This window comes from Xanthomonas sp. NCPPB 2586 (genome assembly GCF_041475775.2).
Classification (GTDB): Bacteria; Pseudomonadota; Gammaproteobacteria; order Xanthomonadales; family Xanthomonadaceae; genus Xanthomonas; species Xanthomonas campestris.
The window spans coordinates 2,625,137-2,651,556 of the sequence record NZ_CM192981.1 but is presented as its reverse complement, the minus strand read 5'-3'; the positions used below and the strand labels follow the sequence as shown (position 1 = coordinate 2,651,556).

The window sequence follows — 26,420 nt, the reverse complement described above, 5'->3', positions numbered from 1 at the left end:
AATCAACGTCCACCATCTTCAGGGACGGACTCGCCGACCGGGTGATAGGGCAGGCGCAACGTCACGCGCGTGCCTGCTCCGGGAGCCGATTCTATCGCGAGCGCACCGCCGACGGTTTGCGCACGCTCACGCATCACGATCAGCCCCAAACCACGCGGACCTTCCGGTTCGAACCCGTCGCCATCGTCGCTGACTTCCAGGCGAAAGCCGTTGCCGTCGATCGACTGCAGGCTCATCCGCACTTCGCCCGCACACGCGTGCCGCAACGCATTGGTCAGGCTTTCCTGCGCAATACGGAAGCAGGCCTGTTCGATCTCGTTGCCCGGCCGCTCGTCCAGGGCCTGGATATCCAGCTCCAGCCGCACCTGCGAGGCGCGGAACAGCATTGATGCCTGCCAACGCAATGCCGCTTCCAGCCCCAATGCATCGAGCTGCGGCGGCCGCAGCAGCATCGAGAGATTGCGTAGCTTGGTGACGGTGCTGTCTGCCAACGAGACGATCTCCTGCAGGTCCTCGCGGCGCGCCACCGGGTCGGCTTCATCGAGTGCTGCGTGCGCGGATAACTTCATCGCGGTGATCGCCTGGCCGATGTCGTCGTGCAGGTCGCGCGAGATGGCGCGGCGTTCGTCTTCCTGCAACGAGAACAGCCGCTTGGCCATTGCTTGCAGTTCGGCATTGCTTTCGGCCAATGCATCGCGCATGCGCTCGGGCTCGCTCAGGTCGCGCACCACCAGCAACTTGCAGTCACGCCCGCCATAACGGATGTCACCGGCCGACAGCCCCGCGTAAAAGGTGCTGCCGTCGCGCCGGCGCATCGCCCGTGCGCTGGACACCGGCTCATTGCGATCGCTGCCGGCACGCAGGTACTCGCGCACCACCGGCAGATCGGCATCGCCAACCAGGGTCTGCAGCGGTTCGCCCAGGATGGTTTCGCCCTGGAAGCCAAACTGCGCCGAACCGGCGGCGTTGGCGTACATCACGTGTTCGTCGGCCAGGATCAGCACGCCATCCGGCAACACCCGCACCAGCTCGCGGAACTGCTCCTCGCGCTCGCGCAGCAGGCGGCGTGACTGCTCACGTTCGGTCACGTCCTGCAGCGTGCCGTGGATGTGCCGTGCGCCGGTCGGGGTGGTCACGCTCTCCGCACGCAGGTGCACGGTGCGCGGTTGCGAGTCGCCGCCGACCAGCGGCAGCAGGACGTCGATCTGCACCTCACCGCCGGTGCACATGTCTTCGATCATGCGCACGATGCGTGCCTGGGTCGCGGTGTCGGAGGCGGTGAGCAGCTCTTCGAGCCGATGGTCGCGCCGATGCATCGGCACGCTGCGCCCCAGCAGGCGGTACACCGCGGGCGAATAACGGCCCACGCCGGTGGCGCGGTCCAGTTCCCACGAGCCCACCCGGGCGATGGCCTGGGCTTCTTCCAGACGGTTGAGCGCCTCGTCGCGCAGCTGTTGCGCCTGACGCTCCTCGCTGCGGTCCACGGTGACCACCAGCCGCGCCGGGCCGCTGGCCAGGTGCAGCTGGTTGCTGCGGATCTCCACATGGCGCAGGCCGCTGCGGGTCAGCAGGTCTTCGGTGAGCGCACAGGTGTCATCGCCCTTGGTGCGGATCTGCGCAACGATCTCTTCCAGCCGGCCGGCATCGGCATCCGGCCAGATCGCGTGGATGGTCTGCTCCAGCAGGGCGTCGCGCTCCCAGCCGAAGAATTCCAGCGCGGCCGGATTGGCATCGAGAATGCGTAAGGTGGCCAGGTCATAGATCCAGGCCGGGCTGGGCAGGGCGTGGAACTTGGCTTGTAAAAGTGCTAGGGATTGCGCCAGCTCGCCGTGTTCTTCCACGATCTGCTGGGCAAAGCGGCGCAGCACCAGATGAATCACCACGCTTGAGATCAGCAGGAAGCCGGCATCGGACCAGCGCTCGGGCTGGGGCGCGCCGGCCAGGTCGAGCATGCGGTTGCCCAGCAGCAGCCAGACCACGCCCGCCAGCAGATACAGGCCGGTGAGCGTCCACAGGCCGCGCTGCAGGCGCTCGGCGAGGCGAAGTCGGGACACGGGAGCAGAAGAAAACACCGGCGCGGCAACGTGTTGGTGCATGGTCCGCGGACGACCTCATGGAGCGGGCAATGCGGCCATCTTAGCCGTAACTCGGCCCGGCACGGCCGGCCAGCGAAAGGCTGCCTCAACTAATCCGCCAGACGGCCGCTATCCATTGCGACTCCGAGGCAGGGGTCGACCTTCGGAGTGCTCCAGAGTGGACTCAGGCGTCATCGCAAGCATGCTTCAGCACCCGCTGACCTCAGCGGTGGTGTTGTTGGATGCGCATGGCCAGCCCCTGGCGGCCAACCGCGTCGCGCAATCCCTCGGATTGCCGGCAACCCTTGGCGCATACGCCGAAGTGCTGGAAAGCAGCCGTGCCCAGATCGCCGAAAGCGGCGGCATGGCAGCGTGCGTGCTGCCGGGCAGCGGTGGTGGGCGCCTGGAAGGGTGGCTGCGCGCGGTCTGCGACGAGCAGGGCCAGGTCATGGCCTTCACCCTGAGTATTCCCGAGCCGCTGGGCGCCGATGGCACCAGCCGCTGGGAAATCGGCCTGGACAGCGCCGACCACGGGCTCTGGGACTGGGACATCGCCGCCGACGTGGTGTACCGCTCCGAACGCTGGACCCGCATGCTGGGTTACTCCGAACAGCCGCTGCCGAACAATCTCACCGCCCTGTCCGGGCTGATCCATCCTGACGACCATGCGCAGGTCAGCGCGGCCGTGCAGGCGCATCTGGACGGGCGCACCGATACCTATGTAGCCGAGTTCCGGCTGCGTCAGCACGATGGCCAGTGGCGCTGGATCCTGGACCGCGGCCGCGTGGTATCGCGCACCTCCGACGGTCGCCCGTTGCGCATGGTCGGCACGCATACCGACGTGCATCATCATAAATTGCTCGAGCAGCAGCTGCGCGAGCAGCAGGCCCAGCTCGAAGAAGCCCAGCGTATTGCCAGCATGGGCAGCTGGGGCTGGGACACCTTGAAGGACCAATTGTGGGTGTCGCAGGATTTCCTGCAGCAGCTTGGCCTGGCGGACCTGCGCCTGCACAGCGTGCGCGACATCCTGCGTCTGCTGGCCGGCCCGTCCGTGGCACACCTGCGCAGCGCCTGGCGCAAGATCAAGCACGAAGGGATGCCGGTGCATTTCGAGCTGGAGATCAACGGCCGGCTCGGGGTCAATCCACATCATCTACGCGTCTGGGCACAGCCGGTGTTCGACGGCGACGGCGCACTGGTGCGCGTGCTCGGCCAGCTGCAAAACGTAACCGAGCAGCGGCAGACCGATGCCCTGATCCGTTGGCGTACCGAGTTGCTCAACCGCGTGTCTGCGCTGGGCAAGATTGGCGGCTGCGAGATCGAGGTGGATACCCGGCGCATGCAGTGGACCGAGGAGTGCTACCGCATCCATGGCTTGCGCAAGGAAAACATCACTCTGGAGCAGGCGCTGTCGCTGTACACCCAGGATTCGCGCGACGCCTTCGAAGCGGCTTTGCTGCGCATCGTCGATGGTGGGCTGCCGGAACAGCTGGAGCTGTGCTTCTACCGCAACTCCGGGCAACGAGTGTGGGTGCAGGTGCTGATCGAGCTGGACCGTCGCGAAGGCCTGCCGCCGCGGTATGTGGCGCTGTTCCGCGATGTCAGCCGCGAACGCGAAGCCAATGAGCGGATCGAATTGCTTGCGCATTACGACCGCCTGACCGGCTTGCCGAACCGCTTCCTGCTGCGCGAACAGGCCGAGAACGCCATCCGCGAAGCACACGAGCGTGGCCAGGTGATGGCCATGCTGCTGATCGACCTGGATGGCTTCAAGAGCATCAACGATTCGTTCGGCCATGCCACCGGCGACAATCTGCTCAAGCTCGCGTCCTCGCGCCTGCATCAGCACCTGCGCAACAGCGATCTGTTTGGCCGCTTCAGCGACGACGAGTTCATCGTGCTGCTGCGCGATCTTTCCGAGCCAGAAGACGCCGGCCATGTGGCACGTAAGCTGATCAGCGCGCTGGGCGAGCCGCTGCGCAAGGACCACGTCACCCTAAAGCTCGGTGCCAGCATCGGCATCGCGTTGCAGGGTGAAGGCCTGTCGGATTTCGACAGCCTGCTGCGCGCCGCCGATGCGGCGATGTATGCGGCCAAGGATTCCGGGCGCAACACCTTCCATTACTACAGCCAGGATGTGCTGCTGCGCGCGCAGCGCCGCCTGGAGCTCGAGCACGCGCTGCATGGTGCGCTGGAGCGCGAAGAATTCACCTTGGTCTACCAGCCGCTGGTCAACACGGTGGGCGATACCTCGCCTGCGATCGAAGCGCTGATGCGCTGGAATCGCCCCGGCCATGGCCCCTGCAGCCCGGCAGAATTCATCCCGATTGCCGAAGAGTGCGGCGAGATCGTGCGCCTGGGCGAGTGGGTGATTGGCGAAGCCTGCCGCCAGGCCGTGGTGTGGGACCGCGCCGGCCTCCATTTCAGCCGCATCGCGGTGAATGTGTCTGCCGTGCAACTGCGCGAGCGCGGTTTTGCCGAGCGCGTGCTGGAGATCTGCCGCGACAACGGCTGGTCGCCGGCACGGCTGGAGCTGGAATTGACCGAATCAGCCTTGATCCGCGATTCGGACTCATTGCGCCGTTGCTTCGAGTTGTTCGAACAGAACGGCGTGTTGCTCGCCGTTGACGACTTCGGTACCGGCTTCTCCAACCTGCATTACCTCAACCGCTTCCCCGTGCAGCGGCTGAAGATCGACCGCAGCTTCGTGCAGGGCATGCTCGACGATGCCAACACGGCCGAAGTCACCCAGGCGATCGTGCATCTGGGCCATGCGCTCGGCATGCAGGTGGTCGCCGAGGGCGTGGAAACCGTGCAGGAAGATGCCTTGCTGCGTCAGCAGGGGTGCGACGAAATCCAGGGTTACTTCTATTCGCGCCCGCTCTCGCCGCGCGACATGGCGCAGTGGCTGCGCGAAGCCGAAGCCGGCATGCGCCTGGGCGCACGCCTGGTCATCGCCAGCTGACGCACTCTGCGGCATGGCATGGTCTAGGCGTCGTCTGTAATCCAATGCCCAGGTCAAAAGCTCAGTGCGTTGAATGCACGTGCCTTTACGACTCCCGGCGTTTTCCGCGATATGCGGTCGCGCGCCCTGCAGCCAAGCTGCGGATCAAGCGCTACGACTGATCTATCTGCTCGCCGCACTTCCAAAATGCATGCGTCGCTAGCCGAACAGCAGCGTCATTTAGGTGCGGTCGTCCCCACGTCAAAAGCTCAGTGAGTGGAGCGCGCGGCGCCCTCACCGCTTGCGGGACACGCCGTGAATCCGTCCATGGAGGCTCAGTGGCGGCATCCATGCCGCCACATGGTCCCGCAAGCGGCGAGGACACCGCACCAGAAAGTTGGTTGGTGGCCCATGAAAAAGCTGTTTGTTCTTCGAGATGACGTCGGACCTTGAGCTAGCGCCTAAGTACCGGAATAGCGCGTCACGCAGTGCTCTTGACCTTGCAAACCGACAATCTTGAATGGTCCTTGCCGGCCCACCGTTGCGGGACCTTATGCGGCATGGATGCCGCATAAGAGCCTCCATGGACGGATTCACGGCGTGTCCTGCAATGGTGGGCCGGCAAGGGCCCCGCAGCAAACTCGATCGTTCCTTGCTCGCTATTAGTCGCGCGATCTGAAGGCGCGCGATCGCTGCAGAGCAACCCAGCAGCACGAAGAACAATGCCGCATTGATCCTCCATCCGAGGATTCACGGCATACCTGGCGATGCTGGGCGAGCAACCATTTAGCAGCCAAGCCGCAGATCAGCTGATCGAAGCATTGGTCGAAGCCGTAGACGTCATAAGAAGACATCGTGCAGACGGGCACGGGGGAACTCACCCTGTGCTGCATCGAATGGTGCTGTGTGCTCAGACTCAAGTCTGGCGGCACGGTCTGATGCAGAAGCACTCAATGTCGGGCATTGAAAACAACCGGCGGGGCGCCTGCCGAGGAACGCCCCGCCGTCGTGTAACCGTCAGCGTGCAGACACGCCGACAGCGGCGCCATCCAGGCCCATATCCCAAGCCACGGTCGCGAACAGCAGTTCTTCTTCGCTGCAGCTGCGGCGTGGGTTCTGCATTGCCCGTACTTCCGCACGGGCAGCACGCTCCAACTGTTCCAGCGCGGCCGGCAGGCGCACGCTGCGCAGCGCGGGGCGGGCAGCCTCGCTGTGGGCGATGCGCTCGGCCTGCGCCGCTGCGGTGGCAGCGGCCGCCGCAAGTGCGGCATCGGCGCGTGGTTCTGGGAGCGAGACGGAAAGGGTCATGGTCGTGGCGTATCGAAGGGTCGTGCGGAACGACAAATCCCCGGAAAGACCGGGGAAATGTCGGGATCAGGCAGTACGTGGCATCGGTCTCAGAACAACTCGACCGTGCCAGCGCCCATACCCTGCTGTGCGACCGGCTTGTGCGGCGGGCGTTCCCACTCCACACGCATGTCGCGCAGACGGCTGGACACCTTGGCCAGCGACGCAACCAGGTCGCTGTCGTACACGCCGCCATTACGATGCAGCAGTTCCTGCAGCGCCGTGGCTTCGCGGTTGATCGCGGTGAGGCGATCCAGGTGGGTGTGGATACCGCTCAGCGTCTGCGTGGCGATGTCCTCGAACTGCAGGGCACGCACCGCTTCGGCCACGCTGCCATCGATGGAGCGTGCGCACTCGGAGATCTCGCGCATGCCATCGCCCAACGAGGCGTTGATCTGCGCAACGTTCTCCAGCATCGCGGCCGATTCATGGCGCGCCTCGCGGGAGCGGTCCATGTGACGAGAGGCCAGCTGCGAGACCGTTTCACGTACCTTGGCGATCGATTCCTTGGAGCTGTGTGCCAGCTTGCGGATCTGTTCGTTGAAGGTAGTGGAGCGCTCGGACAGGTTGCGCACCTCGTCGGCGACCACCGCGAAGCCACGACCGGCTTCACCGGCACGCGCTGCTTCGATGGCGGCGTTCAAGGCCAGCAGGTTGGTCTGGTCGGCGATCGACTTGACGTCTTCCAGCAGCGCAAAGATGCCATCCAGGTGCTGGGCCATCTCGTCGATGTGGTGCACCGTGTTGGTGCTCTGGCCGCTGACCTGTTCCAGCGCTTCCACCAACTGCTCCATGCGGGAGCTGGCGTGCTGGGCGAAGCGGGCCACGTCGACGCCGGCACTGCCGTCGTCACCGGCACGGTCGACGATGCGGGCCAATGCCTGGCTCTGCTGGCGCGACTTGCGGTTCATCGATTCGAAGCTGCCACCCAGACCGGACACGGCCTGGCGGATCAGTTCACGGGCGCGTTCCACTTCGGAGCGCGAACCGTCGACTTCGTTGCTGACGAACGTACGCAGTTCGTTGAGCAACTGGTCCTGCTCGCGCAGGATGCGGATCTGGTCCGGATTACGCCGGAACTGGGAATACGTCACCCAGGCAGCGAAACCCAACCAACTGAGGGTCATGGTCACCAGGATCGCCCAGCGCACCGAAGCGGGCCAGTCGAATCCAACGGCGAAGGGAAACAGCAAGGTCAGGGCCAAAGGGGCGGCCAGACGGATAAGTGGACGTGAATACATGGGCGTTCTCGGCAGAGTCACGGTTGCTGTATCGGCCGTACCCCCTTTGTCTTTAGCGACGATCACCACGTCGCTGCACGCCATTCAACTGCATCACACCTGTGTGCCCACTGCCTGCGCGTGTCTCACGCCACGCAGGCGACCTGCGCAATCAACGCAGCGCGCGCGCCACCGCCTCGATCATGGCACGCTTGGCGAACAGGAAATCCCACAGGCTGCCGCCCATCTGCCGCCACAGCACCGCCGAGCGCACCGCGGCCAGCAGCAGCGCGCGGATCTCGGCGACCACGCCGGCCTGGCCCAGGTAGTGCGGGTTGCCCTGCACCATGACCTTGGGGCGCAAGTGGCTGATGGTCTGCGCATACAGGGCGCCAAGCGCGCTCAGCACATCCGGGTGCGCGCTGTCGCCCAAGGTCTGGGCCTGGCGGGCGGCCGCCTCGATGCCCTTGGAGACGGTCTCGACCGTGGAATGGTCGCGCACGAAGCGCCGCTCCAGTTGCAGCACCGCCAGGGCCAGCCGCGGCAGCATGTCGTCCTTGCCCTGGTTGGTGAAATAGTTGTGCAGCAGGCGCAGGCCTGGCGCCACATCGGCCGAGGAGCCATACACGCCCTCGGGCGTTGCGGCGTCCACCCGGAATACGCTGTCCACGGCAGTGCGAACCGTTGCCGCTTCCGAATGCCCGGTCTCGGCGATCCGCCGCACCTGCTGCAAGGCCTGAGCGACGCCGGCCAGCGCCAGCACACGGTGATCCATGGAAGAACTCATCAAGCCACTACCTCGGAAGAAAAAGAAGATCCCGCCAGCTGGCGTTCCAGCGGCGCATCGGTGGCGGCAATGACCGCACCGCCCAGGCATTCCTCGCCGTCGTACAGCACCAGCGACTGCCCCGGCGTCACTGCGCGTTGCGGCCGCTCAAAGTTCACCTGCAGCGTGCCGTCGTCCTGGACGGTGACGGTGCAGGGCTCATCCGGCTGCCGGTAGCGGGTTTGCGCGGTGCAGCTGAAACTGCGCGCCGGCGGCGCGCCGGTGACCCAGTGCGCCTGCTCGGACTGCAGCCAACGGGACTGCAGTAGCGGGCTGTCGCGGTCCTGGTCCACATACAGCACGTTGCTGCCCACATCCTTGCCCACCACATACCAGGGCGCTGCGGCACGCCCACGCACGCCGCCGATATTCAGGCCTTCGCGCTGGCCCAGGGTGAAATAGAACACCCCCGGATGCTCGGCAATTCGCTGCCCCTGCGGGTCACGGATCTCGCCGGTGCGGGCGGGCAGATAACGGCCCAGGAATTCGCGGAAGTCGCGTTCGCCAATGAAACAAATGCCGGTCGAATCCTTCTTGGCATGCGTCGGCAGGCCGGCGTCCTGGGCGATGCGGCGCAGCGCGCTCTTTTCCAGCTCGCCGATCGGGAACAGCGTGGCCGCCAGCTGGCTCTGGCCCAACTGGTGCAAAAAGTAGCTCTGATCCTTGTTGCGGTCGGCGCCGCGCAGCAGCCGCCAGCGCCCGCCCAGATGCGCCACGCGCGCGTAGTGGCCGGTGGCGATCCGCTCGGCGCCCAGCGCCTGGGCAGCCTCCAGGAAGTGCTTGAACTTGACCTCGCGGTTGCACAGCACGTCCGGGTTCGGCGTGCGTCCGGCTGCGTATTCGGCCAGAAAATGCTCGAACACGCCGCTCCAGTACTCGCCGGAGAAATCCCGGAAATGGAAGGGAATACCCAGCACGCCGCAGACAGCCACCGCATCGCGCCGGTCGTCCTCGGCACGGCAGTCGCCGCTGCCATCGTCGGCCCAGTTCTGCATGAACAGGCCGGCGATCGGCTCGCCGTCCTGGGCCAGCTTCCATGCCGCCACCGACGAATCCACGCCGCCCGACACCCCTACGATGGTCCGCGGCGTGCTCATGCGACGTGCCGTACCAGCGCAAGCGGATGGCGTTGCCCGGCCAGGTAGTCGGCCACCACCTCCCACACCAGCGGGCTGCGCAGCCGATCGCTGGCAGCGCGCAGTTCCTCGGGCGTCATCCACAGCGCGCGCACCACACCCGTGTCCAGGCTGCGTTCGGGATGATGGGCGAGGGCATCGGCGACGAAGGCAAAGCGCAGGAAGCACTGCCCGGTGGGCGCCACCCATTGATAGGTTCCGATGAACTGTGTCAGGCGCACGTCCCAGCCGGTTTCCTCCAGGGTCTCGCGCACGGCCGCCTGCAGCAGGCTTTCGTCCGGCTCCAGATGCCCGGCGGGCTGGTTCAACAGCAGGCGCCCCCCGATGGATTCTTCCACCTGCAAAAAGCGGCCGTCACGGACCACCACGGTGGCCACGGTGACATCGGGGTGCCAGCGGGTTTCTTGAAGCGTCATCAGTCACTGGGTCCAGGAAGTGGCAGGCTGGAGATTGATCCGCGCCGCACAGGAAACAAGCGCCGTCCACCGATCGCAGCGGGCGCTAGGTGCGGCATCCGCAGTGCGGCGCAGTGCAACACTGCATGCCGCCAATGCGGATGCCGGCAGTAGCGCAGTGCGCCACGGAGCGTGCCATTGCAACGCAGTGGTGGAAGACGTCATCAGTGGCCGGCCGGAGAACAGGCGTAAATTGTGCGGGCGCGGGGCCAAATCGTCCAATGCGGAGGGCGCGGGACCGTATAATGGCCGGATGCCTCGTAAGACCTCCCACGAACACGACCACGGCCTAGTGGTTGAGACCAGCAAGCCCGAGGTGGCGCCACCGCCGCGCTACCAGGTGCTCCTGCTGAATGATGACTACACCCCGATGGACTTCGTGGTGACCGTGCTGCAGCAGTTCTTCAACCTGGAGCTGGAGCGTGCCACCCAGGTGATGCTGCATGTCCATACGCGGGGGCGCGGCGTCTGCGGCGTCTACAGCCGCGAGGTTGCCGAATCCAAAGTGGCCCAGGTCAACGAATTCTCGCGCATGAACCAGCACCCGCTGCTGTGCACGATGGAGCAGGCCTGAGCGGTCTGGCTGGATCATTCCAGCAGTGCAACGGTGTTGCTGCAATGGCGTGCTAACGCCGTCTGAACATGCCTATCCGATAGGGTTGTGGAAAATCCCAACAAAAGCCGCATATTGTTGGCAACAGCCGTTCGGAGTTACCAATGTTCAGCAAAGACCTAGAGCAAACCATCGGCCAGTGCTACAAGCGAGCCCGTGAGGCGCGGCATGAATTCATGACCGTCGAACACCTGCTGCTCTCGCTGCTGGACAACCCCTCCGCGCAAGCCGTCTTGAAGGCCTGCGGTGCGGACCAGGTGCGTCTGCACACTGACCTGGAACAGGCGATCGAGGCCTCGGTCTCGCGCCTGGCCGAGGACGATGGCCGCGACACGCAGCCCACCCTGGGCTTCCAGCGCGTGCTGCAACGCGCCGTCTACCACGTGCAGTCTTCCGGCAAGAAGGAGGTCACCGGTGCCAATGTGTTGGTGGCGATCTTCGGCGAAAAAGACTCACATGCGGTGTACTTCCTGAATCAGCAGGACATCACCCGCCTGGATATCGTCAATTACCTCTCGCACGGCATCGCCAAGCTGGGTGAAGACGGCGAGCAGCCGTCCGCCTCCGATGGTGAGCCCAAGAGCGATGCGGGCGAGGGCGAAGGCAAGGGCGACGCCCTGGCCGAGTACGCCACCAACCTGAACGATCATGCCCGTAACGGCAAGATCGACCCGCTCGTCGGGCGTGCGGACGAGATCGAACGCACCATCCAGGTCCTGTGCCGCCGCCGCAAGAACAATCCGCTGTACGTGGGCGAGGCCGGCGTGGGCAAGACCGCGATCGCCGAAGGCCTGGCCAAGCGCATCGTCGATGCCGACGTGCCGGAAGTGCTGGCCGACGCGGTGATCTTCTCGCTTGACCTTGGCGCACTGGTCGCAGGCACCAAGTACCGCGGCGACTTCGAAAAGCGCCTCAAGGGCGTGTTGACGGCGCTGAAAAAGGTGCCGAACGCGGTGCTGTTCATCGACGAGATCCACACCATTATTGGTGCGGGCTCGGCGTCGGGCGGCACCATGGACGCCTCCAACCTGATCAAGCCGGCACTGGCGTCGGGCGAGCTGCGCTGCATCGGCTCGACCACGTTCCAGGAATACCGCGGCATCTTCGAGAAGGACCGTGCCCTGGCACGCCGCTTCCAGAAGATAGACATCGTCGAGCCGACCGTCGGTGAAACCTTCGAAATCCTGCAGGGCCTCAAGCCCAAGTACGAAGCGCACCACGGCGTGACCTATGCCGATGATGCGTTGCAGGCGGCGGTGGATCTCTCAGTCAAGCACATTGGCGACCGTCTGCTGCCGGACAAGGCCATCGACGTGATCGACGAAGCCGGTGCGCGCCAGCGTCTGTTGCCCGAAGGGCAGCGCAAGGAGCTCATCGACATCCAAGAGATCGAGACCATCGTGGCCAAGATGGCGCGTATTCCAGCCAAGCAGGTCAGCGCGACCGACAAGGACGTGCTGCAGCATCTGGAACGCAATCTCAAGATGGTGATCTTCGGGCAGAACCCGGCGATCGAAACGCTGGCTGGCTCGATCAAGCTGGCGCGCTCGGGCCTGGCCAATCCGGAGAAGCCGATCGGCAACTTCCTGTTCGCCGGCCCGACCGGTGTGGGCAAGACCGAGGTCACCAAGCAGCTCGCGCTGCAATTGGGTATTGAGCTGGTGCGGTTCGACATGTCCGAGTACATGGAAGCGCATTCGATCAGTCGTCTCATCGGTGCGCCTCCGGGCTATGTCGGCTTCGATCAGGGCGGTCTGCTGACCGAGAAGATCGTCAAGACGCCGCACTGCGTGCTGCTGTTGGACGAGGTGGAGAAGGCGCACCCGGACATCTTCAACATCCTGTTGCAGGTCATGGACCGCGGCATCCTCACCGATACCAACGGGCGCGAAGCGAACTTCAAGAACGTGATCCTGGTGATGACGACCAACGCCGGTGCCACGCAGGCCTCGCGTCGTTCGATCGGCTTTACCAAGCAGGATCATTCCACCGATGCGATGGAATCGATTCGCCGCGGTTTTACGCCAGAGTTCCGCAACCGTCTGGATGCGATCGTGCAGTTCCAGCCGCTGGGCTTTGACCACATCCTGCGGGTGGTGGACAAGTTCATCATCGAGCTGGAAATGCTGTTGCAGGAAAAGCACGTGTCGCTGTCGGCCACGCCGACCGCGCGCGACTGGCTGGCCCAGCATGGCTTCGATCCGCTGATGGGTGCGCGCCCGATGTCGCGCGTGATCCAGGAGAAGATCAAGCGCCCGCTGGCCGACGAGTTGCTGTTCGGCAAGCTGGTGGAAGGTGGCCGCGTCAATATCGACGTCAAGGATGGCGAGTTGGTGGTCGAAGCGCATCCGGAACCGGAGCGCCTGTTGCCGGCTACGGTTGATTGATCGTTGCGATTGGTCGCTGCTAGAGAAAAGCCGCTCGAAAGAGCGGCTTTTTTGTGTTGAAGGCGCTGGAGCTGGAGCGGCACTGTTCTGGCGTACTGCTGGAGCAGACCATGTGACTGTTCGACCGCTGCAGCGCGGCTCAGGGTTGTACGCAGCGCATGGCGCCTAGGTGGTTTACGGCGATCTTCCCGCACTTGGACGCCATGATGCGCCGACGCCGGCGCCCGCTCCTCTGCGGCTGCGTCACGCAGCTGCGCTATCGGCCGCCGAAAACGTCAACGCACAGATCAGCGCGCAGGCGAAAGCCTGCCCATGTAACGCGACCGCACGGGCAGAAAATAAAACTCCAGGCACGACAACAAGCGGCACTTGGCCGCTTCGCGTCTTGATACCAGAACCGCTTACTTCATGCGGTAGGTAATACGACCCTTGGTGAGGTCGTACGGCGTCATCTCAACTTTGACGCGGTCGCCGGTGAGGATGCGGATGTAGTTCTTGCGCATACGGCCGGAGATGTGGGCGATGATTTCATGCCCGTTTTCCAGCTTGATCCGGAACGTGGTGTTGGGGAGCGTCTCGCTGACGCTGCCTTCGAATTCAATGGAGTCGTCTTTCGACATGTAATCCTGTGCAATCACGGTTGGCCCGGCAGGGCCGTAAGGGACAGCATTTTACGCTCCATCTCGCCGAGGCGCAAATTTTATGTTAAGCGGACTCCTGCAAGCCCGCTTGCGTGCCGTTCGCCATAGCGTTGCGTCCAGCTGCCAGGTGCCTCGGGCAATGCGACCTGGGTGGCTACGTGCTGCAGGAACTGCTCGCGTTGCAGGCGTTGTGCGCCCAGACGCATCAGGTGCGGGTTTTCCACCTGTGCATCGATCAGTGGCCAGCCGAGGCCATGCAGTTCGGCGGCGAGCGCTGCCAGTGCAATCTTGGAGCCGCCACTGGCGCCGCTGAACATGCTTTCGCCGAAGAACATCTGGCCGATCGCAACCCCATAGATGCCGCCCACCAGACGCGCGCCGTCAAACACTTCGACTGAATGCGCGTAGCCGCGTCTGTGCAGGTCCAGGTAGGCCTCCTGCATCTGGTCGGTAATCCAGGTGCCGTCCTGGCCAGGGCGCGGGCTCGACGCGCAGGCGGCGATGACCTGCGCAAATGCGGTGTCGGCGCGCAGGGTCCAGGTGCACGTGCGCAGCTGCCGCCTGAAGCGGGACGACAAGTGGATGGCGTCGGTGCGAAACACGGTGCGCGGGTTCGGGCTCCACCACAGCAGCGGTTGGCCGTCGGAGAACCAGGGAAAGATTCCGTGCGCGTAGGCGTTGAGTAGCCGCTGCGGGTGCAGGTCGCCGCCGATGGCGAGCAGCCCATCGGGCTCGCGCAAGGCGTGCTCGGCGGGTGGGAACGGGCTTGCAGGATCCGATGACAACAGATGGGGCAGGGTGCGCGACATGCGCAGAGTCTAGCGGCGCGGTCTGCGCTGCGGCGACGTCGTCAGTCGCGGAACGGGCTGTGGTCGGCCAGCTCGACGGCATGCTGGGCCACGGCGGCGCGCTCATCGGCGCACCACTGCGCCAGCGGCTCACGGAAGCCGGGGTCGGCAATCCAGTGGCGGCTGCGCACCAGGGTGGGCAGGAAGCCGCGCGCAATCTTGTGTTGCCCCTGGGCGCCGGGTTCGAAGCGGGTCAGGCCTTCGCGCAGGCAATACTCGATGCCCTGGTAGTAGCAGGTTTCAAAATGCAGGCCAGGCAGTGCTTCGCCGCCCCAGTAGCGGCCGTACAGGGTGTCGCCGCCGCGTAGGCATAGCGCCCCGGCGATGGGTTGCCCGTCCAGCTCGGCCAGGAACATCACCAGCTGCCGCGGCAGGTGCTGCGCCAGGTGCTGCAGGAATTCGGGCGTTAGCGCGGGGGAGTTGCCGTATTCCTCGAAGGTCTTGAGGTAGAAGCCGTACATGGCCTGCAGCTCGTCCGCACTAGCCTCGTCACCATGCAGCACACGAAAACGCACCCCGGCGCGCTGCACCTTGGCGCGCTCCTGGCGGATGTTCTTGCGGTGCTTGTGGTTCATCGCGCCCAAGTAGGCCTCGAAGTCGGCCCAGCCGGTTGCGTTGTGCCAGTGGTATTGCAGGTCGTTGCGCTCCAGCCACTCTGCGGTGAATGCCGCGTCCTCGTTGGCGGGATAGAAATTGACGTGCGCAGACGACAGGCTGGCGCTTTCCACCAGCGTGCGCATGCCGTCGAGCAGGTGCGTATGCCAGCGCGGGTCGCCCAGCAGGCGGGGGCCGGTCACCGGCGAGTACGGCACCCCGCACAGCCACTTGGGGAAGTAGTTTTGGCCGTAGCGGGCATAGGCATGTGCCCAGGCGTGGTCGAACACGAACTCGCCATGGGAGTTGTTCTTGAGGTAGCCCGGGGCAGCGGCGACCAGGGCGTCGCCGTCCCATAACGTCAGGTGCAGTGCCTGCCAGCCCCAGTCCGGGCGAAGGCAGCCTTCGCGCTCCATGCCTTCGAGGAAGGCGTAGGAAACGAAGGGGTGCGCGCCGTCATGCAGGCTGTCCCAGGCGCCGGCAGGTATCTCCGCAAGCTGGCGGCACCAGCGCGCAGTCACGCTCACGCCGCTGCCCCTCTAGCGCAAGGGGCCTGCGGGTGGGGCCGTCGCCCAGCCATCACCTCAGGCGCTCTTGTCCAGATACCGTTCGGCATCCAGCGCGGCCATGCAGCCGAAACCAGCCGACGTGATGGCCTGGCGATAATGCTGGTCGGCGACGTCGCCGGCTGCGAACACGCCGGCCACCGAGGTCTCGGTCGCCGCGCCGTTCAGGCCGGAGCGGATCTCCAGGTAGCCGTTGTTCATGGCCAGCTGGCCGTCGAATAGCTGCGTGTTGGGGTGGTGACCGATGGCGACAAAGAAGCCGTGCGCGTCGATGTCGCGGGTGCTGCCGTCGAGGGTGGACTTGACCCGCACGCCGGTCACGCCGGCATCGTTGCCCAGCACTTCTTCGATGGCGTGGTGCCAGACGGTTTCGATCTTGCCGGCCGCCACCTTGGCGAACAGCTTGTCCTGCATGATCTTTTCGGCGCGCAGCGTGTCGCGGCGGTGCACCAGGTAGACCTTGCGGGCAATGTTGGACAGGTACAGCGCTTCTTCGACCGCGGTGTTGCCGCCGCCGACCACCACCACGTCCTGGTCCTTGTAGAAGAAGCCGTCGCAGGTGGCGCAGGCGGACACTCCGCGGCCCTTGAACGCTTCTTCGGTGGGGATGCCCAGGTACTTGGCGGTCGCGCCGGTGGCGATGATCAATGCGTCGCAGGTGTACTCGGCACTGTCGCCGATCAGCCGGAACGGGCGCTGCGACAGGTCGGCGGTATGGATGTGGTCGAAGATGACCTCAGTATCGAAACGCTCGGCATGCGCCTGCATGCGGCTCATCAGGTCCGGGCCCATCAAGCCGTGGGGGTCGCCCGGCCAGTTGTCCACCTCGGTGGTGGTCATCAGCTGGCCGCCTTGCTGCAGCCCGGTGATCACTACCGGCTTGAGGTTGGCGCGGGCGGCGTAGACCGCGGCGGTCCAGCCGGCCGGGCCGGAGCCGAGGATCAGCAGGCGGGAATGCTTGGCGGGACTGGCAGAGGAGGCGCTCATGTATACTCGCGATCTAGGAAAAGGCAGGGTTGGCGCGGTGCAATCAGCGCCCCTGTGGCGGCATAGAGTGGCGGTCCCCACCCGGTGAATCAAGGCGGCGCGATGGAACTGCTTGGACCGCCGATGGCATGGTCATCCCCATTCGCGCTTTCGACGCCGCCCTGTGCGGCGTTTTTCGTTGGCTGCGGCGTAGGTTGCTGGCGATCCGATGCGTGGCTGCTGAAACTGTGCACTCAGTCGTTTATTATCAACCACTAACAGCATTTTTCTAAGGTCTGGCTACAGGTGGCAAAGCAGGTTCCCGAACGCAGCAAGCCCGCAGAGGGCAAGTCGTCGTCGCGCAAGCCGGCGGCCGCGGACACTCCCCGTCGCCAGAAGCTCTGGCGCGATCTGGCGCTGATCGCGGTTGCGCCGCTGTTGCTGTACCTGTTGGCGAGCCTGTTCACCTATTCGGCGGCGGACCCGGGCTGGTCGCAGACCGGCAGCGTGGTCGCACCGGTGCACAACATGGGCGGCCGGGTAGGTGCCTGGATTGCCGATGTGCTGCTGCAGCTGTTTGGCTACGTGGCCTTCCTGTTGCCGGTGGTGCTGGGCGCAGTGGCTTGGATCGCCTTGTTCGGCATGGACAAGGAAGGGCAGGCCGAGGCCGACCTGGGCCCGGCCTTGCGCCTGGTCGGCATGGTCGGCTTCCTGATTGCCTCGACCGGCTTCCTGCACCTGCGCCTGTTCAATGGCGACGTGGCTGGCGCGGGCGGCATCCTGGGCCGGCTGGTGAGCAATTCGCTCAGCGCCGGGTTCGGTGCGCTGGGGGCGAACCTGTTCGTGGTGGTGCTGCTGCTGGTGTCGATCACGCTGGCGACCGGGTTGTCGTGGTTCGTGGTGATGGAGCGCATCGGCAAGTGGGTGCTGGCGCTGGGACCATTGCTGCAGCGCAAGTCGCATCAGGCCACCGAGTGGCAGCAGACCCGCGTGATGCGCGAAGAACGCGAGGAAGTGCGCAAGGTCGATGCGGTCAAGCAGGCCAAGCGCGAGCCGGTCAAGATCGAGCCGCCGCCGGCACCGGTGGTGGAAAAGAGCGAGCGCGCCAAGCGCGATACCCAGATTCCGATGTTCCAGGGCGTCAGCACCGACGGCTCGGACCTGCCGCCGTTGGCGTTGTTGGACGACCCCAAGCCGCAGGCCAAGGGCTATTCGGAAGAAACCCTGGAAACGCTGTCGCGGCAGATCGAGTTCAAGCTCAAGGACTTCCGCATCGAGGCGCAGGTGGTCGGGGCCTATCCGGGTCCGGTGATCACCCGCTTCGAGATCGAGCCGGCGCCGGGCATCAAGGTCAGCCAGATCAGCTCGCTGGACAAGGACATCGCGCGCGGGCTGTCGGTGAAGTCGGTGCGCGTGGTGGATGTGATCCCGGGCAAGTCGGTGATTGGCCTGGAAATTCCCAATGTCAGCCGCGAGATGATCTTCCTGAGCGAATTGCTGCGCTCCAAGGAGTACGACAAGTCGGCCAGCCCGCTGACGCTGGCCCTGGGCAAGGACATCGCCGGCCGGCCGACTGTGGCAGACCTGGCGCGCATGCCGCACTTGCTGGTCGCCGGTACCACCGGCTCGGGCAAGTCGGTGGCGGTCAATGCGATGGTGCTGAGCCTGCTGTTCAAGGCCTCGCACAAGGAACTGCGGATGCTGATGATCGACCCGAAGATGCTCGAACTGAGCGTCTACCAGGGCATCCCGCATCTGCTCGCGCCGGTGGTCACCGACATGAAGGAAGCCGCCAACGGCCTGCGCTGGTGCGTGGCCGAAATGGAGCGCCGCTACAAGCTGATGAGCGCGGTGGGCGTGCGCAACCTGGCCGGCTTCAACAAGAAGGTCAAGGACGCCATCGACGCCGGTCAGCCGATGATGGACCCGCTGTTCAAGCCGAACCCGGAACTGGGCGAGGCGCCGCGTCCGCTGGAAACGCTGCCGTTCATCGTCATCTTCATCGACGAATTCGCCGACATGATGATGATCGTCGGCAAGAAGGTCGAAGAGCTGATCGCCCGTCTGGCGCAGAAGGCGCGTGCGGCCGGTATCCATCTGATCCTGGCGACGCAGCGGCCGTCGGTGGACGTGATTACCGGCCTGATCAAGGCCAATATCCCGACCCGCGTGGCGTTCCAGGTCAGTTCCAAGATCGACTCGCGCACCATCCTGGACCAGTCCGGCGCCGAAGCGCTGCTGGGTAACGGCGACATGCTGTATCTGCCGCCGGGCACCGCATTGCCGGACCGCGTGCATGGCGCCTTCGTCAGCGACGAAGAAGTGCACCGCGTGGTCGAACACCTCAAGGCCAGCGGGCCGGTGTCCTACGTCGAAGGCGTGCTGGACGAAGTGCAGACCATGGGCGATGGCACCGTGGTGGGTGCGACCGGCTTGCCGGAAAGCAGTGGCGGTGGCGGCGACGAATCCGACCCCTTGTACGACGAAGCCTTGCGCATCGTCACCGAGACCCGGCGTGCCTCGATTTCAGGTGTGCAGCGGCGTTTGAAGATCGGTTACAACCGTGCCGCGCGTCTGATCGAAGCGATGGAAGCGGCAGGAGTGGTCAGCCCGCCCGAGCACAACGGCGATCGCACCGTGCTGGCGCCGCCGCCGCCCAAGTGAGTGCCTGCGGTATCGGTGCACGCTGCCACTGGTGCGTTTTCGATTCAGGAACCTCGCCGCGTGCAGCAATGCGGCATTGTTGGAAGTCCGTGCCTGTCATTGCCGGGCACAACGGCTACCCTGTGAGTGAGGGCCGCTCCGGCCTGCCGCGACCGAGACCCATGTTGGATCGTCCCTTGTTGTTGTTCGTGCTGTTTCTCTGCGTACCGTTGCTCGCCCAGGCGCAGGCCCAGCAACGGCCAGCGCCCACTGCTGCGGCACGCACGCAGGCCGACACCAACTACAGCTTCGTGCGCTATCGCGCTGATTACGAAGTGCGCGCCGACGCCAGCAGCGTGGAGACCGACGAGTACGAGATCCTGCTCAAGACAAAGTCGGCGGTGGAGCAGTTCAGTCAGGTCCGACTGAGCTACAGCGAGAAGATGGAAACGCTGGACGTGCTGCAGGCGTATACCGTCACGGCCGAAGGGCTGCGCCAGGATGTGGCGGCCGACAAGATCTACACCCAGGAAAGCTATTCCAGCGCCTCGGCGGCGATGTATGCCGACCGCAAGGTCAAGGTCGTGGTATTCCCGAATCTGGCGCCGGGCGCGCGCATCGTCTACCGGGTGCGGCGGGCGCAGAACACACCGTATTTCCCAGGCTATTTTAGTTTGTGGGAGACCTTCAGCGTGTTCGCGCAGTACGACGATGCGGTCGTCACGCTAGTGGCACCGAAGTCGCTGCCGATGCATCTTTCCACACGCGGGCTGCAGGGCAGTAACAAGCCGGTAGTGCGTGGCGACCAAGCGCGCTGGGAGTGGCGCTACCAGCGTACCGCGCCGATGAAAAACCAGAACTGGAGCGCGGCGACCTGGGAGTTCAGCCCCACCTTGATGGCCAGCACCTTCGATAGCTGGTCGCAGATGGGCCTGGCGTATCACGTCAAGGGCGGGCGCGCTGCCGCGGTGACGCCGGCGATCCAGGCGCTGGCCGATGAAGTGACCCGCGGTATCGACGCTCCGCGTGCGCAGGCAGCTGCGCTGTACGCCTGGGTCGCGCGGAATATTCGCTATGTGGCGGTGTATCTGGGCAATGGCGGGCTGGAACCCAACAGCGCCGATAGCATCCTGGCTAACCACTATGGCGATTGCAAAGACCACACCGTGATCCTGGAAGCTCTGCTTGCAGCCAAGGGCATCGCCAGCACGCCGGTGCTGATCGGCGCCGAGGGCGGCCCGACACTGCCTGAAATTCCGGTGCTGGGCCGCTTCAATCACGCCATCACCTACATCCCTGCATTCGATCTGTATGTCGATTCGACCAACCCGTACGCGCGCTTCGGCCAGTTGCCGGCCGGCGATCTCGGCGCGCCGGTGGTGCATACGCGCGACGGCAAGGTCACGCAGACGCCGCCGAACGACCGCAAGGTCAATCGCTACGTCGCGCGCACCGACTACCGCTTCACGCCCCAGGGCGGCCTGCAGGGCATGACCACGCTCGACAGCGGGCAGACCGGCGAAGTGGGCTTGCGCGCGATGTTCGTGCAGCTCAATGCGCAGAATCGCAACCGGATCGAAGAGTCGATCCTTGCCCAGTCCGGTTTCGACGGCACCGGCGATCTGCTGATCCAGGGCGACCCGCTGGATCTGGATGCGCCCTTCAATTATCGCTACAGCTTCCTGGTGAAGGATGCGGTGGATTTTTCGGTGGTCGGCGGAATGACCTTGCCGGACATGCCCGGTGCCGAATCGATCCGCGCGATCTACACCACCACCTCGGCCGAAGACAATCTGACCCCGTTCTACTGCAACGACAGCGTACGCGAAGAGACCTATGTGGTGACTTTCCCCAGCACGGTGCCGATCATTGCGATCCCGCGTAGCAGCACCTTTCGCAATGCCGCTGGCGAATACGTGGTCGACTGGACACGCGATGGGCAGACGGTGACCGCCGTGCATCGCCTGCAGCGTGCGGCCGTGCGTGGCCCGCAGGCGTTGTGCCAGCCACAGGATTACCGTGCGTTTCGCCAGTTGTACCAGCAGGTGCGGCGCGGCTTTCGCGGGCAGATCGTGTACGGCGATTTGTCCAAGGTGCAGACCGCGCACTGAGCCGGATCGCCGCGCAAGCGCCGCCATCTGAACATGTCGTGCAATAGCGCTCGCCCATTCATCTATGAAGCATCAGAATCGACGCATGTCCTTTTGGAAGACCGCGATGCATCGCCAGCTCCGTTATGCCGTCCTTGCCACTGCTCTGTTCGCCAGTACCGCCTTTGCCGGTGCGCGCCAGGAGCTGGACACCTTCACGCGTGGCTTGAAGGGGCTGGATGGACAGTTCAGCCAGCGCGTGACCGACGCGAATGGTCGGGTCAAGGAAAATTCAAGCGGGCGGGTTGCGTTGGCAACACCGCGCCAGTTCCGTTGGGAATATGCCAAGCCCTACAATCAGTTGATCGTGGCCGATGGCAAGAAGGTCTGGGTGTTCGACCCCGATCTGGAGCAGGTCACCGTGCGCGCACAAGGCAGCGAAGAACAGAACAGCCCGCTGGTGGCATTGATCGATCCGACGCGTCTGGACAAGCAGTACGACGTCAGCGAAGAAGCCGCGCCGCGCGATGGGCTGCAGTGGTTGTCGTTGACGCCCAAGGTCGACACCGACGCCAGCTTCCAGATGGCCTCGCTGGGGTTCGGCAAGGACGGCCTGGCCAAGATGGAAGTCGTGGATGCAGTCGGCCAGCGCACCGCGATCAGCTTCAGCGGGTGGAAGCGCAACCCCGCATTCGCGGCCGACACTTTCCGTTACACCCCGGGCAAGGGCGTGGATGTGGTGGGCGACGCGCAGTAGATGCGTCTGCGGACGCACGTGATGAAGGCAAGGTGCAACGATCGGTTGTGCCTGCGAGGGGCGCAGCCGTCACCGTGACCTGGCGGAGACCCCACCCCTCGGGGCCACGCCTGCAGAGCTAGGGGACTGGCTCGTACGGGATCCATTGACCGACCGTCCGCATCGCCTCCGCCGCTTGGTTGGTCTGGCGTTTGACGAAGAAGTCGATGCCACGCTCGCGCTGGCGCTTGCCTTTTTCGCGCAGGATCAGGATGGTCGGTTCCCAGATGCCTGGGTGGCTGATCAGGTCATCGAAGGCGCGATCTGCTTCCACTGCTTGCGCTTCGCATCCGGCGACCCGTAATAGCTGGGCCTGTGCGCGCAATGCGTCCAGGCGCGGTGCAGCCTCTGCCTGTAACACCCAGTCCACGATCATCGAGGCGAACTTGTTGTCTTGCATATGGAGGCGGACCCGGTCGACGAAGTCCTGCAATTGGCGCTCGGCCACCATGTAGACCCGCTGGTCGTCGACCTTGCCTTGCAGTTTGGAGATTCCATAGTGCGTCCATAACTGCCAGTTGCGTTTCACTTCGCGTTCGAATGAGGCGAAGTCGAAGAATTCGAAGCCACGATCCGTGCGCACAGGGTCGATTTCGTTGTTGAACATCCACAAGGTGGAGAACGTATTGCTGCCGGCCGAATGCAGTTCTCTGCTATAGCCGAGATCGAGCGTGGCCATGGACAGCCGTGCCACTGGCGTGGGCGGCGCGTTGCCGATGCTTGGGTGCGTCCACTGCTGAGCGACGACACTGGCCGATGCGCGGCCTGCGAGCTCTACCCTGGATTGCGCGCTCGAATCCTTCAGTACCATCGTCATGTAGCCTTCGATCGGCGTCTGCGAACGGGAGGTTTCCCGGCGCGCTTTTAAGCCGAGCGAAGCGCCCAGGGTGGCCCGACGCGGTTTGCCATCCATGTTTCCCACGCGTACGCCCGCAGCGACGCTGAGGCTGGACTCGGTGGCCGAAGCGTTGCGCTCGGCATGGCCGATCAAGCCAACGGTGATGCTGGGGTGATGCGCCAGTAGCTCCCCCAGAAAGTCGCGCTCGGTCAGCTGGCCTGCATCGCCGCCGGATTGCTCGGCGAGCTGCAGCAGGTGTTCAAACATGGCCAGGAATTGCGCGCGCTGCTCCAGCTCCTGGCCCTTTCCCCGCCGTGGTACGCGGATCTGCACGCCATGCTCGATGCCCGATTCCTTTTTCATGCGCCACTCGGCTGCGCCCGTGATACCCACCGGCGCGCGTTCGGTGCCCGGCAGCAGCACGCCCGCGCTAATGCCCGTACTGGCGTTGAACTGCCGCGCCTTCTGCCGCCCGATCTGCAGCGACAGCCCGGTGCGTCCCATGTAAATCTCCACCGAGCGATCGGAACTGGTCTGACCGCCCGCGGAGAGTTTCAGTCCCAGGCCGCTGGGGATGATCGCAAGCGCGGCCGATAGCGGCGTCGTATTGAGTCCGATCACACGTTGTTCGGTAATACGCAGCTTGTCGCGCCATTCCAGCCGTTCCATCAGGTTGCGCAGGCATTCGAATAGCGCGCGGGGCGACCTGACGCGGGACGTGTCGCCCTCATGCAGAAAGCGGCTGGCATGACCAACGGCCTGATGGAAGTGGTTGCGTGCGACCGACGCCAGTTCTTCATCCAAGGGCGCTGCACCGATCGGCATGTCGGTCGGCTGTCCGGCGTGGTCGAGCAGGCCGCGTTGGATCAGGCGCAGCGTTTCCGGCAGACGCATGCGGCCCGCGCGTAATGCGACCCAGGCGGATGCGATCGCCGGATGGCACGCCGCCGGCTGCAGATCGTCGCTCTCGCTCGCGGAGGCAGCCACCGAGCGCTGAAGCTCCTGGGCGCGCCGCTCGATCGTGCCCAGTACCTTGGCAGTGAAGGTCAGGTCGGTCGCGTTCTGCTCGTGTGGTAGCCAGTGCGCGTATTCCGACAGTGCCTGCATCGCCAGCTCGTCCTGTGACGGCATTCGCCCGCCCGCCAGTTGGATCTGGCGGCGCGCGACGAGCCAGCTGGTCAAGTGGCCGGCCGCCTCGCGAAAAGCATCGTTGGCACGCCGCACAGCGGTGGGAAGCGCTTCGGAGGCGCCGACCTTCATTCCCAGTGCGAGCGCGTTGAAGGGGTTGAGGTCGCTATTTCCCCGCCTTCTGCTGCCTGCTACCGCCCATTGCGCAAACATCTGCAGGCATGCGTTGACGCGTGCATAGGGTGAACCTGTCCGGGTGGTTTCGTAGCCGTTGCGGAACGCATGAAATGCGCCGCGCTGGGCATCGGTTGCAGACTGCAGGCCCTGCAGCGGCGAAGCGCCGTGCACGGCATGGCGCGCTCCCATTTGCGCATCGCCCAGCCAGGTGCGTTCAGCCTGTTCTGCGTCCGGCGTCAGTGCAAGCCGGTGGCTGGCACGCAGATGGACCTGCGCCGCCTCCAACCATTCCCGGGAGGCAGGCGTGGGTTCTTCGCGCAGCATGTGCGAAAGCACCTGCATGCCGCGCGGCACGCTGGCCAGCAGGCCGACGCAGGCGGTGACGGTCTCCATCGGCGGGACCGCCTCGGCAGCGATGGAGACCTGCGGCGGCGGAATCAGCTCACGCATCTGCACGACGCTCAGGCGTTGCAGTGCGTTGGCCGCCGCCGTGGCATCGCCCCCGCTGGCGATCGATAAGGCCTGCAGGGCGATGCGCAACGCGTCGACCGGCTGCAGGGCCTCGGTCCCGAACGCAGCGCTGCGAGCATGCAGGCCATCAGCCCAGACGCGCAGAACCTGTCGACTCACGGGGTCGAGCGTTTCCTCGCGAAAGCCGGGAAGCACGTCGAGCAGTGTCTGCATGGTGTCGGCGACGATATCGGAAGCTACGGGCCGGGCCTCATCTGCCGGCAGCTGCGCGGCTGCATGTTCCACTCCGCGCTGCATGTCGCCGTCCGCTGCTTCCAGCACGCTGACGGTCTGTTCCTGCTGCCACAACTCCTCGGTGTTGATCCGCGACGAATGCCGCGCCTGCTCCAGTTTTGCGTCGACCTGGGCTAGGCGTGCCTGTAGGCGCCGCGTATTCCGCCGGCAGCGCTCGGCATGCGTACCTTGCAGGGTCAGCATCTTCTCGTCGTACCCAAGTCGTGTGCGCAGTGCCTCGATTTCTCGGTCTTGCTCTGCAACAAGTTCCGACGCAAGCGTGCGAGATGCCGGCCTGTTGGCAGAGCTGCTTGCTGGATCTGACCGCAACGCATCGCGCGCTTGTGCATACGCGCTCCGTAATTGATCGATCTCCGCATTAGTATCCGCAAGTGCTTGCTCTGCCTGTGCTGCCTGTGCCGAGCCGCGGCCGAAAAAGACCGTCTTGGCCAGCACATCGCCGCGCGCGCGCGCATCCTGCACTGCGTGTTCGAGCCGAGTGCAGACGCGCTGCAGGTGTGAGGGATCCTCGCCCTGATGCGCGTTGGCCGCGGATGGCGCCGTGCGCGCTACGACAGCGCGCGATTGCCGAACGCCTGGTAACGCGTTCAATGCAGCGCGCGCGGAGACGATGTTCGACTCGAGATCGTGTATCGCCGCCGACACTGCATCAGTTCGCACATTGCATCCATGCAGTTGCTGCAGCAGTTCGGCGCGTTCACGCGTCAGCACATTGATGCTGTCGCTGAGATTGGCGGCGCGCCGGGCTCTCAACGCCAACTGCTCGCGTGCAGCGTGTAGCGTTTGTGCATGCGCGTACTTCAATTCGGCTTGGCGACGCCGGGAGATCCCTGCGGCCAGGTCGTGGTTGGATTGCTCAAGGCGTGCTATCAGCGCTCCATTGAGATCCTGGGTGGCATTCGACAGCAGCGGGGCTGCGTGCGGAGCAAGGGCGACATTGGCGCTGCGATCCGATGGATCGGCTAGTCTGTCACGCTCGCACTGCAACGAGGAATAGCGCAGCAGGCGCGCGTGCGGTTCTGGCGCACCACTGCTGAGGCCCAATCGCTCTGCGGCCTTCCTGCAGGGCCGCAGGAGAGCGTGTTTGCGTTTGGGAGCGGCTTTCAATCCGGGCTCGACGACGCTTGCCTGTCTGACTTGCTCACGCAGCGTCTCTGACCAACCCAGCGGATCTTCCTGTGCCTGGATCAGTTCCGCCTCGAACGCGCGTGGGTCGGGCGTCGCCAATTTGTTATGCGTCTGCCGCTTCGCTGAAGGTTTGGATGGATGCGAGATGGTCTCGGCCATCCCTGGAAGGCAAGCGGCGATGACAGAGGGACGAAGCGGAATGCGAGGCATGGTGGGATCCGTACGCTGAACGTGCCG

Annotated in this window: 17 protein-coding genes; 6 read left to right on the top strand and 11 right to left on the bottom strand. The window is 64.8% G+C overall.

Annotated features, from left to right (window positions below):
- Window positions 1-2: 2 nt before the first annotated feature.
- Window positions 3-2,096, bottom strand: coding sequence for a sensor histidine kinase (locus ACCQ09_RS11335; RefSeq protein WP_011037123.1), 2,094 nt, complete (start codon window positions 2,094-2,096; stop codon window positions 3-5).
- Between the two features lie 157 nt (window positions 2,097-2,253).
- Here ACCQ09_RS11335 and ACCQ09_RS11330 point away from each other — a divergent pair, with 157 nt between their 5' ends.
- Window positions 2,254-5,040 carry a bifunctional diguanylate cyclase/phosphodiesterase gene (locus tag ACCQ09_RS11330; protein ID WP_016945287.1) on the top strand — a complete coding sequence of 929 codons (2,787 nt, stop codon included), beginning with the start codon at window positions 2,254-2,256 and terminating at the stop codon, window positions 5,038-5,040.
- 996 nt (window positions 5,041-6,036) lie between these two features.
- On the opposite strand, the gene ACCQ09_RS11325 is transcribed toward ACCQ09_RS11330, so the two are convergent.
- The 5 genes from ACCQ09_RS11325 to ACCQ09_RS11305 all read right to left on the bottom strand — a co-directional run bounded on the left by ACCQ09_RS11325 (window position 6,037) and on the right by ACCQ09_RS11305 (window position 9,964).
- Complete coding sequence (locus ACCQ09_RS11325; RefSeq protein WP_014507712.1) at window positions 6,037-6,327, bottom strand: hypothetical protein; 291 nt, start codon at window positions 6,325-6,327, stop codon at window positions 6,037-6,039.
- A gap of 89 nt (window positions 6,328-6,416) precedes the next feature.
- On the bottom strand, window positions 6,417-7,607 hold the full coding sequence (locus ACCQ09_RS11320) for a methyl-accepting chemotaxis protein (RefSeq protein ID WP_011037126.1): 1,191 nt from the start codon (window positions 7,605-7,607) through the stop codon (window positions 6,417-6,419).
- Between the two features lie 151 nt (window positions 7,608-7,758).
- Window positions 7,759-8,373, bottom strand: a complete 615-nt coding sequence (gene hflD, locus ACCQ09_RS11315; protein ID WP_029217215.1) for a high frequency lysogenization protein HflD — start codon at window positions 8,371-8,373, stop codon at window positions 7,759-7,761.
- Window positions 8,373-9,509: a tRNA 2-thiouridine(34) synthase MnmA gene (gene mnmA / locus ACCQ09_RS11310; RefSeq protein ID WP_011037128.1), complete on the bottom strand. Its 1,137-nt coding sequence runs from the start codon at window positions 9,507-9,509 to the stop codon at window positions 8,373-8,375. Before mnmA ends, hflD begins: the two co-directional genes overlap by 1 nt.
- Window positions 9,506-9,964: an NUDIX hydrolase gene (locus tag ACCQ09_RS11305; RefSeq protein ID WP_011037129.1), complete on the bottom strand. Its 459-nt coding sequence runs from the start codon at window positions 9,962-9,964 to the stop codon at window positions 9,506-9,508. Before ACCQ09_RS11305 ends, mnmA begins: the two co-directional genes overlap by 4 nt.
- A gap of 292 nt (window positions 9,965-10,256) precedes the next feature.
- Between ACCQ09_RS11305 and clpS the strand changes: the two genes are divergently transcribed.
- Together clpS and clpA are read left to right on the top strand one after the other, a co-directional pair.
- Window positions 10,257-10,577: an ATP-dependent Clp protease adapter ClpS gene (gene clpS / locus ACCQ09_RS11300; protein ID WP_011037130.1), complete on the top strand. Its 321-nt coding sequence runs from the start codon at window positions 10,257-10,259 to the stop codon at window positions 10,575-10,577.
- A gap of 143 nt (window positions 10,578-10,720) precedes the next feature.
- Entirely contained in the window at window positions 10,721-13,003 is a 2,283-nt protein-coding gene (gene clpA, locus ACCQ09_RS11295; protein WP_011037131.1) for an ATP-dependent Clp protease ATP-binding subunit ClpA, read from the top strand.
- 401 nt (window positions 13,004-13,404) lie between these two features.
- Here clpA and infA read toward each other — a convergent pair whose 3' ends face one another.
- From infA to trxB, 4 genes are all read right to left on the bottom strand, one after another.
- On the bottom strand, window positions 13,405-13,623 hold the full coding sequence (infA, locus tag ACCQ09_RS11290) for a translation initiation factor IF-1 (RefSeq protein WP_005929186.1): 219 nt from the start codon (window positions 13,621-13,623) through the stop codon (window positions 13,405-13,407).
- A gap of 80 nt (window positions 13,624-13,703) precedes the next feature.
- A complete protein-coding gene (aat, locus tag ACCQ09_RS11285; protein WP_040941324.1) occupies window positions 13,704-14,453 on the bottom strand; it encodes a leucyl/phenylalanyl-tRNA--protein transferase in 750 nt (249 codons plus the stop codon).
- 41 nt (window positions 14,454-14,494) lie between these two features.
- Window positions 14,495-15,613, bottom strand: coding sequence for a GNAT family N-acetyltransferase (locus ACCQ09_RS11280; protein ID WP_011037134.1), 1,119 nt, complete (start codon window positions 15,611-15,613; stop codon window positions 14,495-14,497).
- Between the two features lie 57 nt (window positions 15,614-15,670).
- The gene (trxB, locus tag ACCQ09_RS11275) at window positions 15,671-16,639 is read right to left on the bottom strand and encodes a thioredoxin-disulfide reductase (protein WP_011037135.1); all 969 of its coding nucleotides are present in this window, start codon (window positions 16,637-16,639) and stop codon (window positions 15,671-15,673) included.
- 285 nt (window positions 16,640-16,924) lie between these two features.
- Between trxB and ACCQ09_RS11270 the strand changes: the two genes are divergently transcribed.
- From ACCQ09_RS11270 to lolA, 3 genes are all read left to right on the top strand, one after another.
- Window positions 16,925-19,282: a DNA translocase FtsK gene (locus ACCQ09_RS11270; protein ID WP_012438368.1), complete on the top strand. Its 2,358-nt coding sequence runs from the start codon at window positions 16,925-16,927 to the stop codon at window positions 19,280-19,282.
- 161 nt (window positions 19,283-19,443) lie between these two features.
- Window positions 19,444-21,372, top strand: a complete 1,929-nt coding sequence (locus tag ACCQ09_RS11265) for a DUF3857 domain-containing transglutaminase family protein (protein WP_228427923.1) — start codon at window positions 19,444-19,446, stop codon at window positions 21,370-21,372.
- Window positions 21,373-21,436: 64 nt separating this feature from the next.
- Window positions 21,437-22,108, top strand: coding sequence for an outer membrane lipoprotein periplasmic chaperone LolA (gene lolA / locus ACCQ09_RS11260; RefSeq protein ID WP_040941323.1), 672 nt, complete (start codon window positions 21,437-21,439; stop codon window positions 22,106-22,108).
- A 118-nt stretch (window positions 22,109-22,226) separates the two neighbouring features.
- On the opposite strand, the gene xopZ is transcribed toward lolA, so the two are convergent.
- Window positions 22,227-26,393, bottom strand: coding sequence for a XopZ family type III secretion system effector (gene xopZ / locus ACCQ09_RS11255; RefSeq protein WP_040942318.1), 4,167 nt, complete (start codon window positions 26,391-26,393; stop codon window positions 22,227-22,229).
- Between the last annotated feature and the right edge of the window lie 27 nt (window positions 26,394-26,420).

Excerpts from the sequence above, each read along its gene's own strand:
- ACCQ09_RS11305 (WP_011037129.1), bottom strand. The coding sequence starts at position 9,964 with ATGACGCTTCAAGAAACCCGCTGGCACCCCGATGTCACCGTGGCCACC.
- xopZ (WP_040942318.1), bottom strand. The coding sequence starts at position 26,393 with ATGCCTCGCATTCCGCTTCGTCCCTCTGTCATCGCCGCTTGCCTTCCA.
- clpS (WP_011037130.1), top strand. The coding sequence starts at position 10,257 with ATGCCTCGTAAGACCTCCCACGAACACGACCACGGCCTAGTGGTTGAG.
- clpA (WP_011037131.1), top strand. The coding sequence starts at position 10,721 with ATGTTCAGCAAAGACCTAGAGCAAACCATCGGCCAGTGCTACAAGCGA.
- trxB (WP_011037135.1), bottom strand. The coding sequence starts at position 16,639 with ATGAGCGCCTCCTCTGCCAGTCCCGCCAAGCATTCCCGCCTGCTGATC.
- lolA (WP_040941323.1), top strand. The coding sequence starts at position 21,437 with ATGAAGCATCAGAATCGACGCATGTCCTTTTGGAAGACCGCGATGCAT.
- ACCQ09_RS11325 (WP_014507712.1), bottom strand. The coding sequence starts at position 6,327 with ATGACCCTTTCCGTCTCGCTCCCAGAACCACGCGCCGATGCCGCACTT.
- ACCQ09_RS11335 (WP_011037123.1), bottom strand. The coding sequence starts at position 2,096 with ATGCACCAACACGTTGCCGCGCCGGTGTTTTCTTCTGCTCCCGTGTCC.
- infA (WP_005929186.1), bottom strand. The coding sequence starts at position 13,623 with ATGTCGAAAGACGACTCCATTGAATTCGAAGGCAGCGTCAGCGAGACG.
- ACCQ09_RS11320 (WP_011037126.1), bottom strand. The coding sequence starts at position 7,607 with ATGTATTCACGTCCACTTATCCGTCTGGCCGCCCCTTTGGCCCTGACC.
- ACCQ09_RS11265 (WP_228427923.1), top strand. The coding sequence starts at position 19,444 with ATGTTGGATCGTCCCTTGTTGTTGTTCGTGCTGTTTCTCTGCGTACCG.
- mnmA (WP_011037128.1), bottom strand. The coding sequence starts at position 9,509 with ATGAGCACGCCGCGGACCATCGTAGGGGTGTCGGGCGGCGTGGATTCG.
- hflD (WP_029217215.1), bottom strand. The coding sequence starts at position 8,373 with ATGAGTTCTTCCATGGATCACCGTGTGCTGGCGCTGGCCGGCGTCGCT.
- aat (WP_040941324.1), bottom strand. The coding sequence starts at position 14,453 with ATGTCGCGCACCCTGCCCCATCTGTTGTCATCGGATCCTGCAAGCCCG.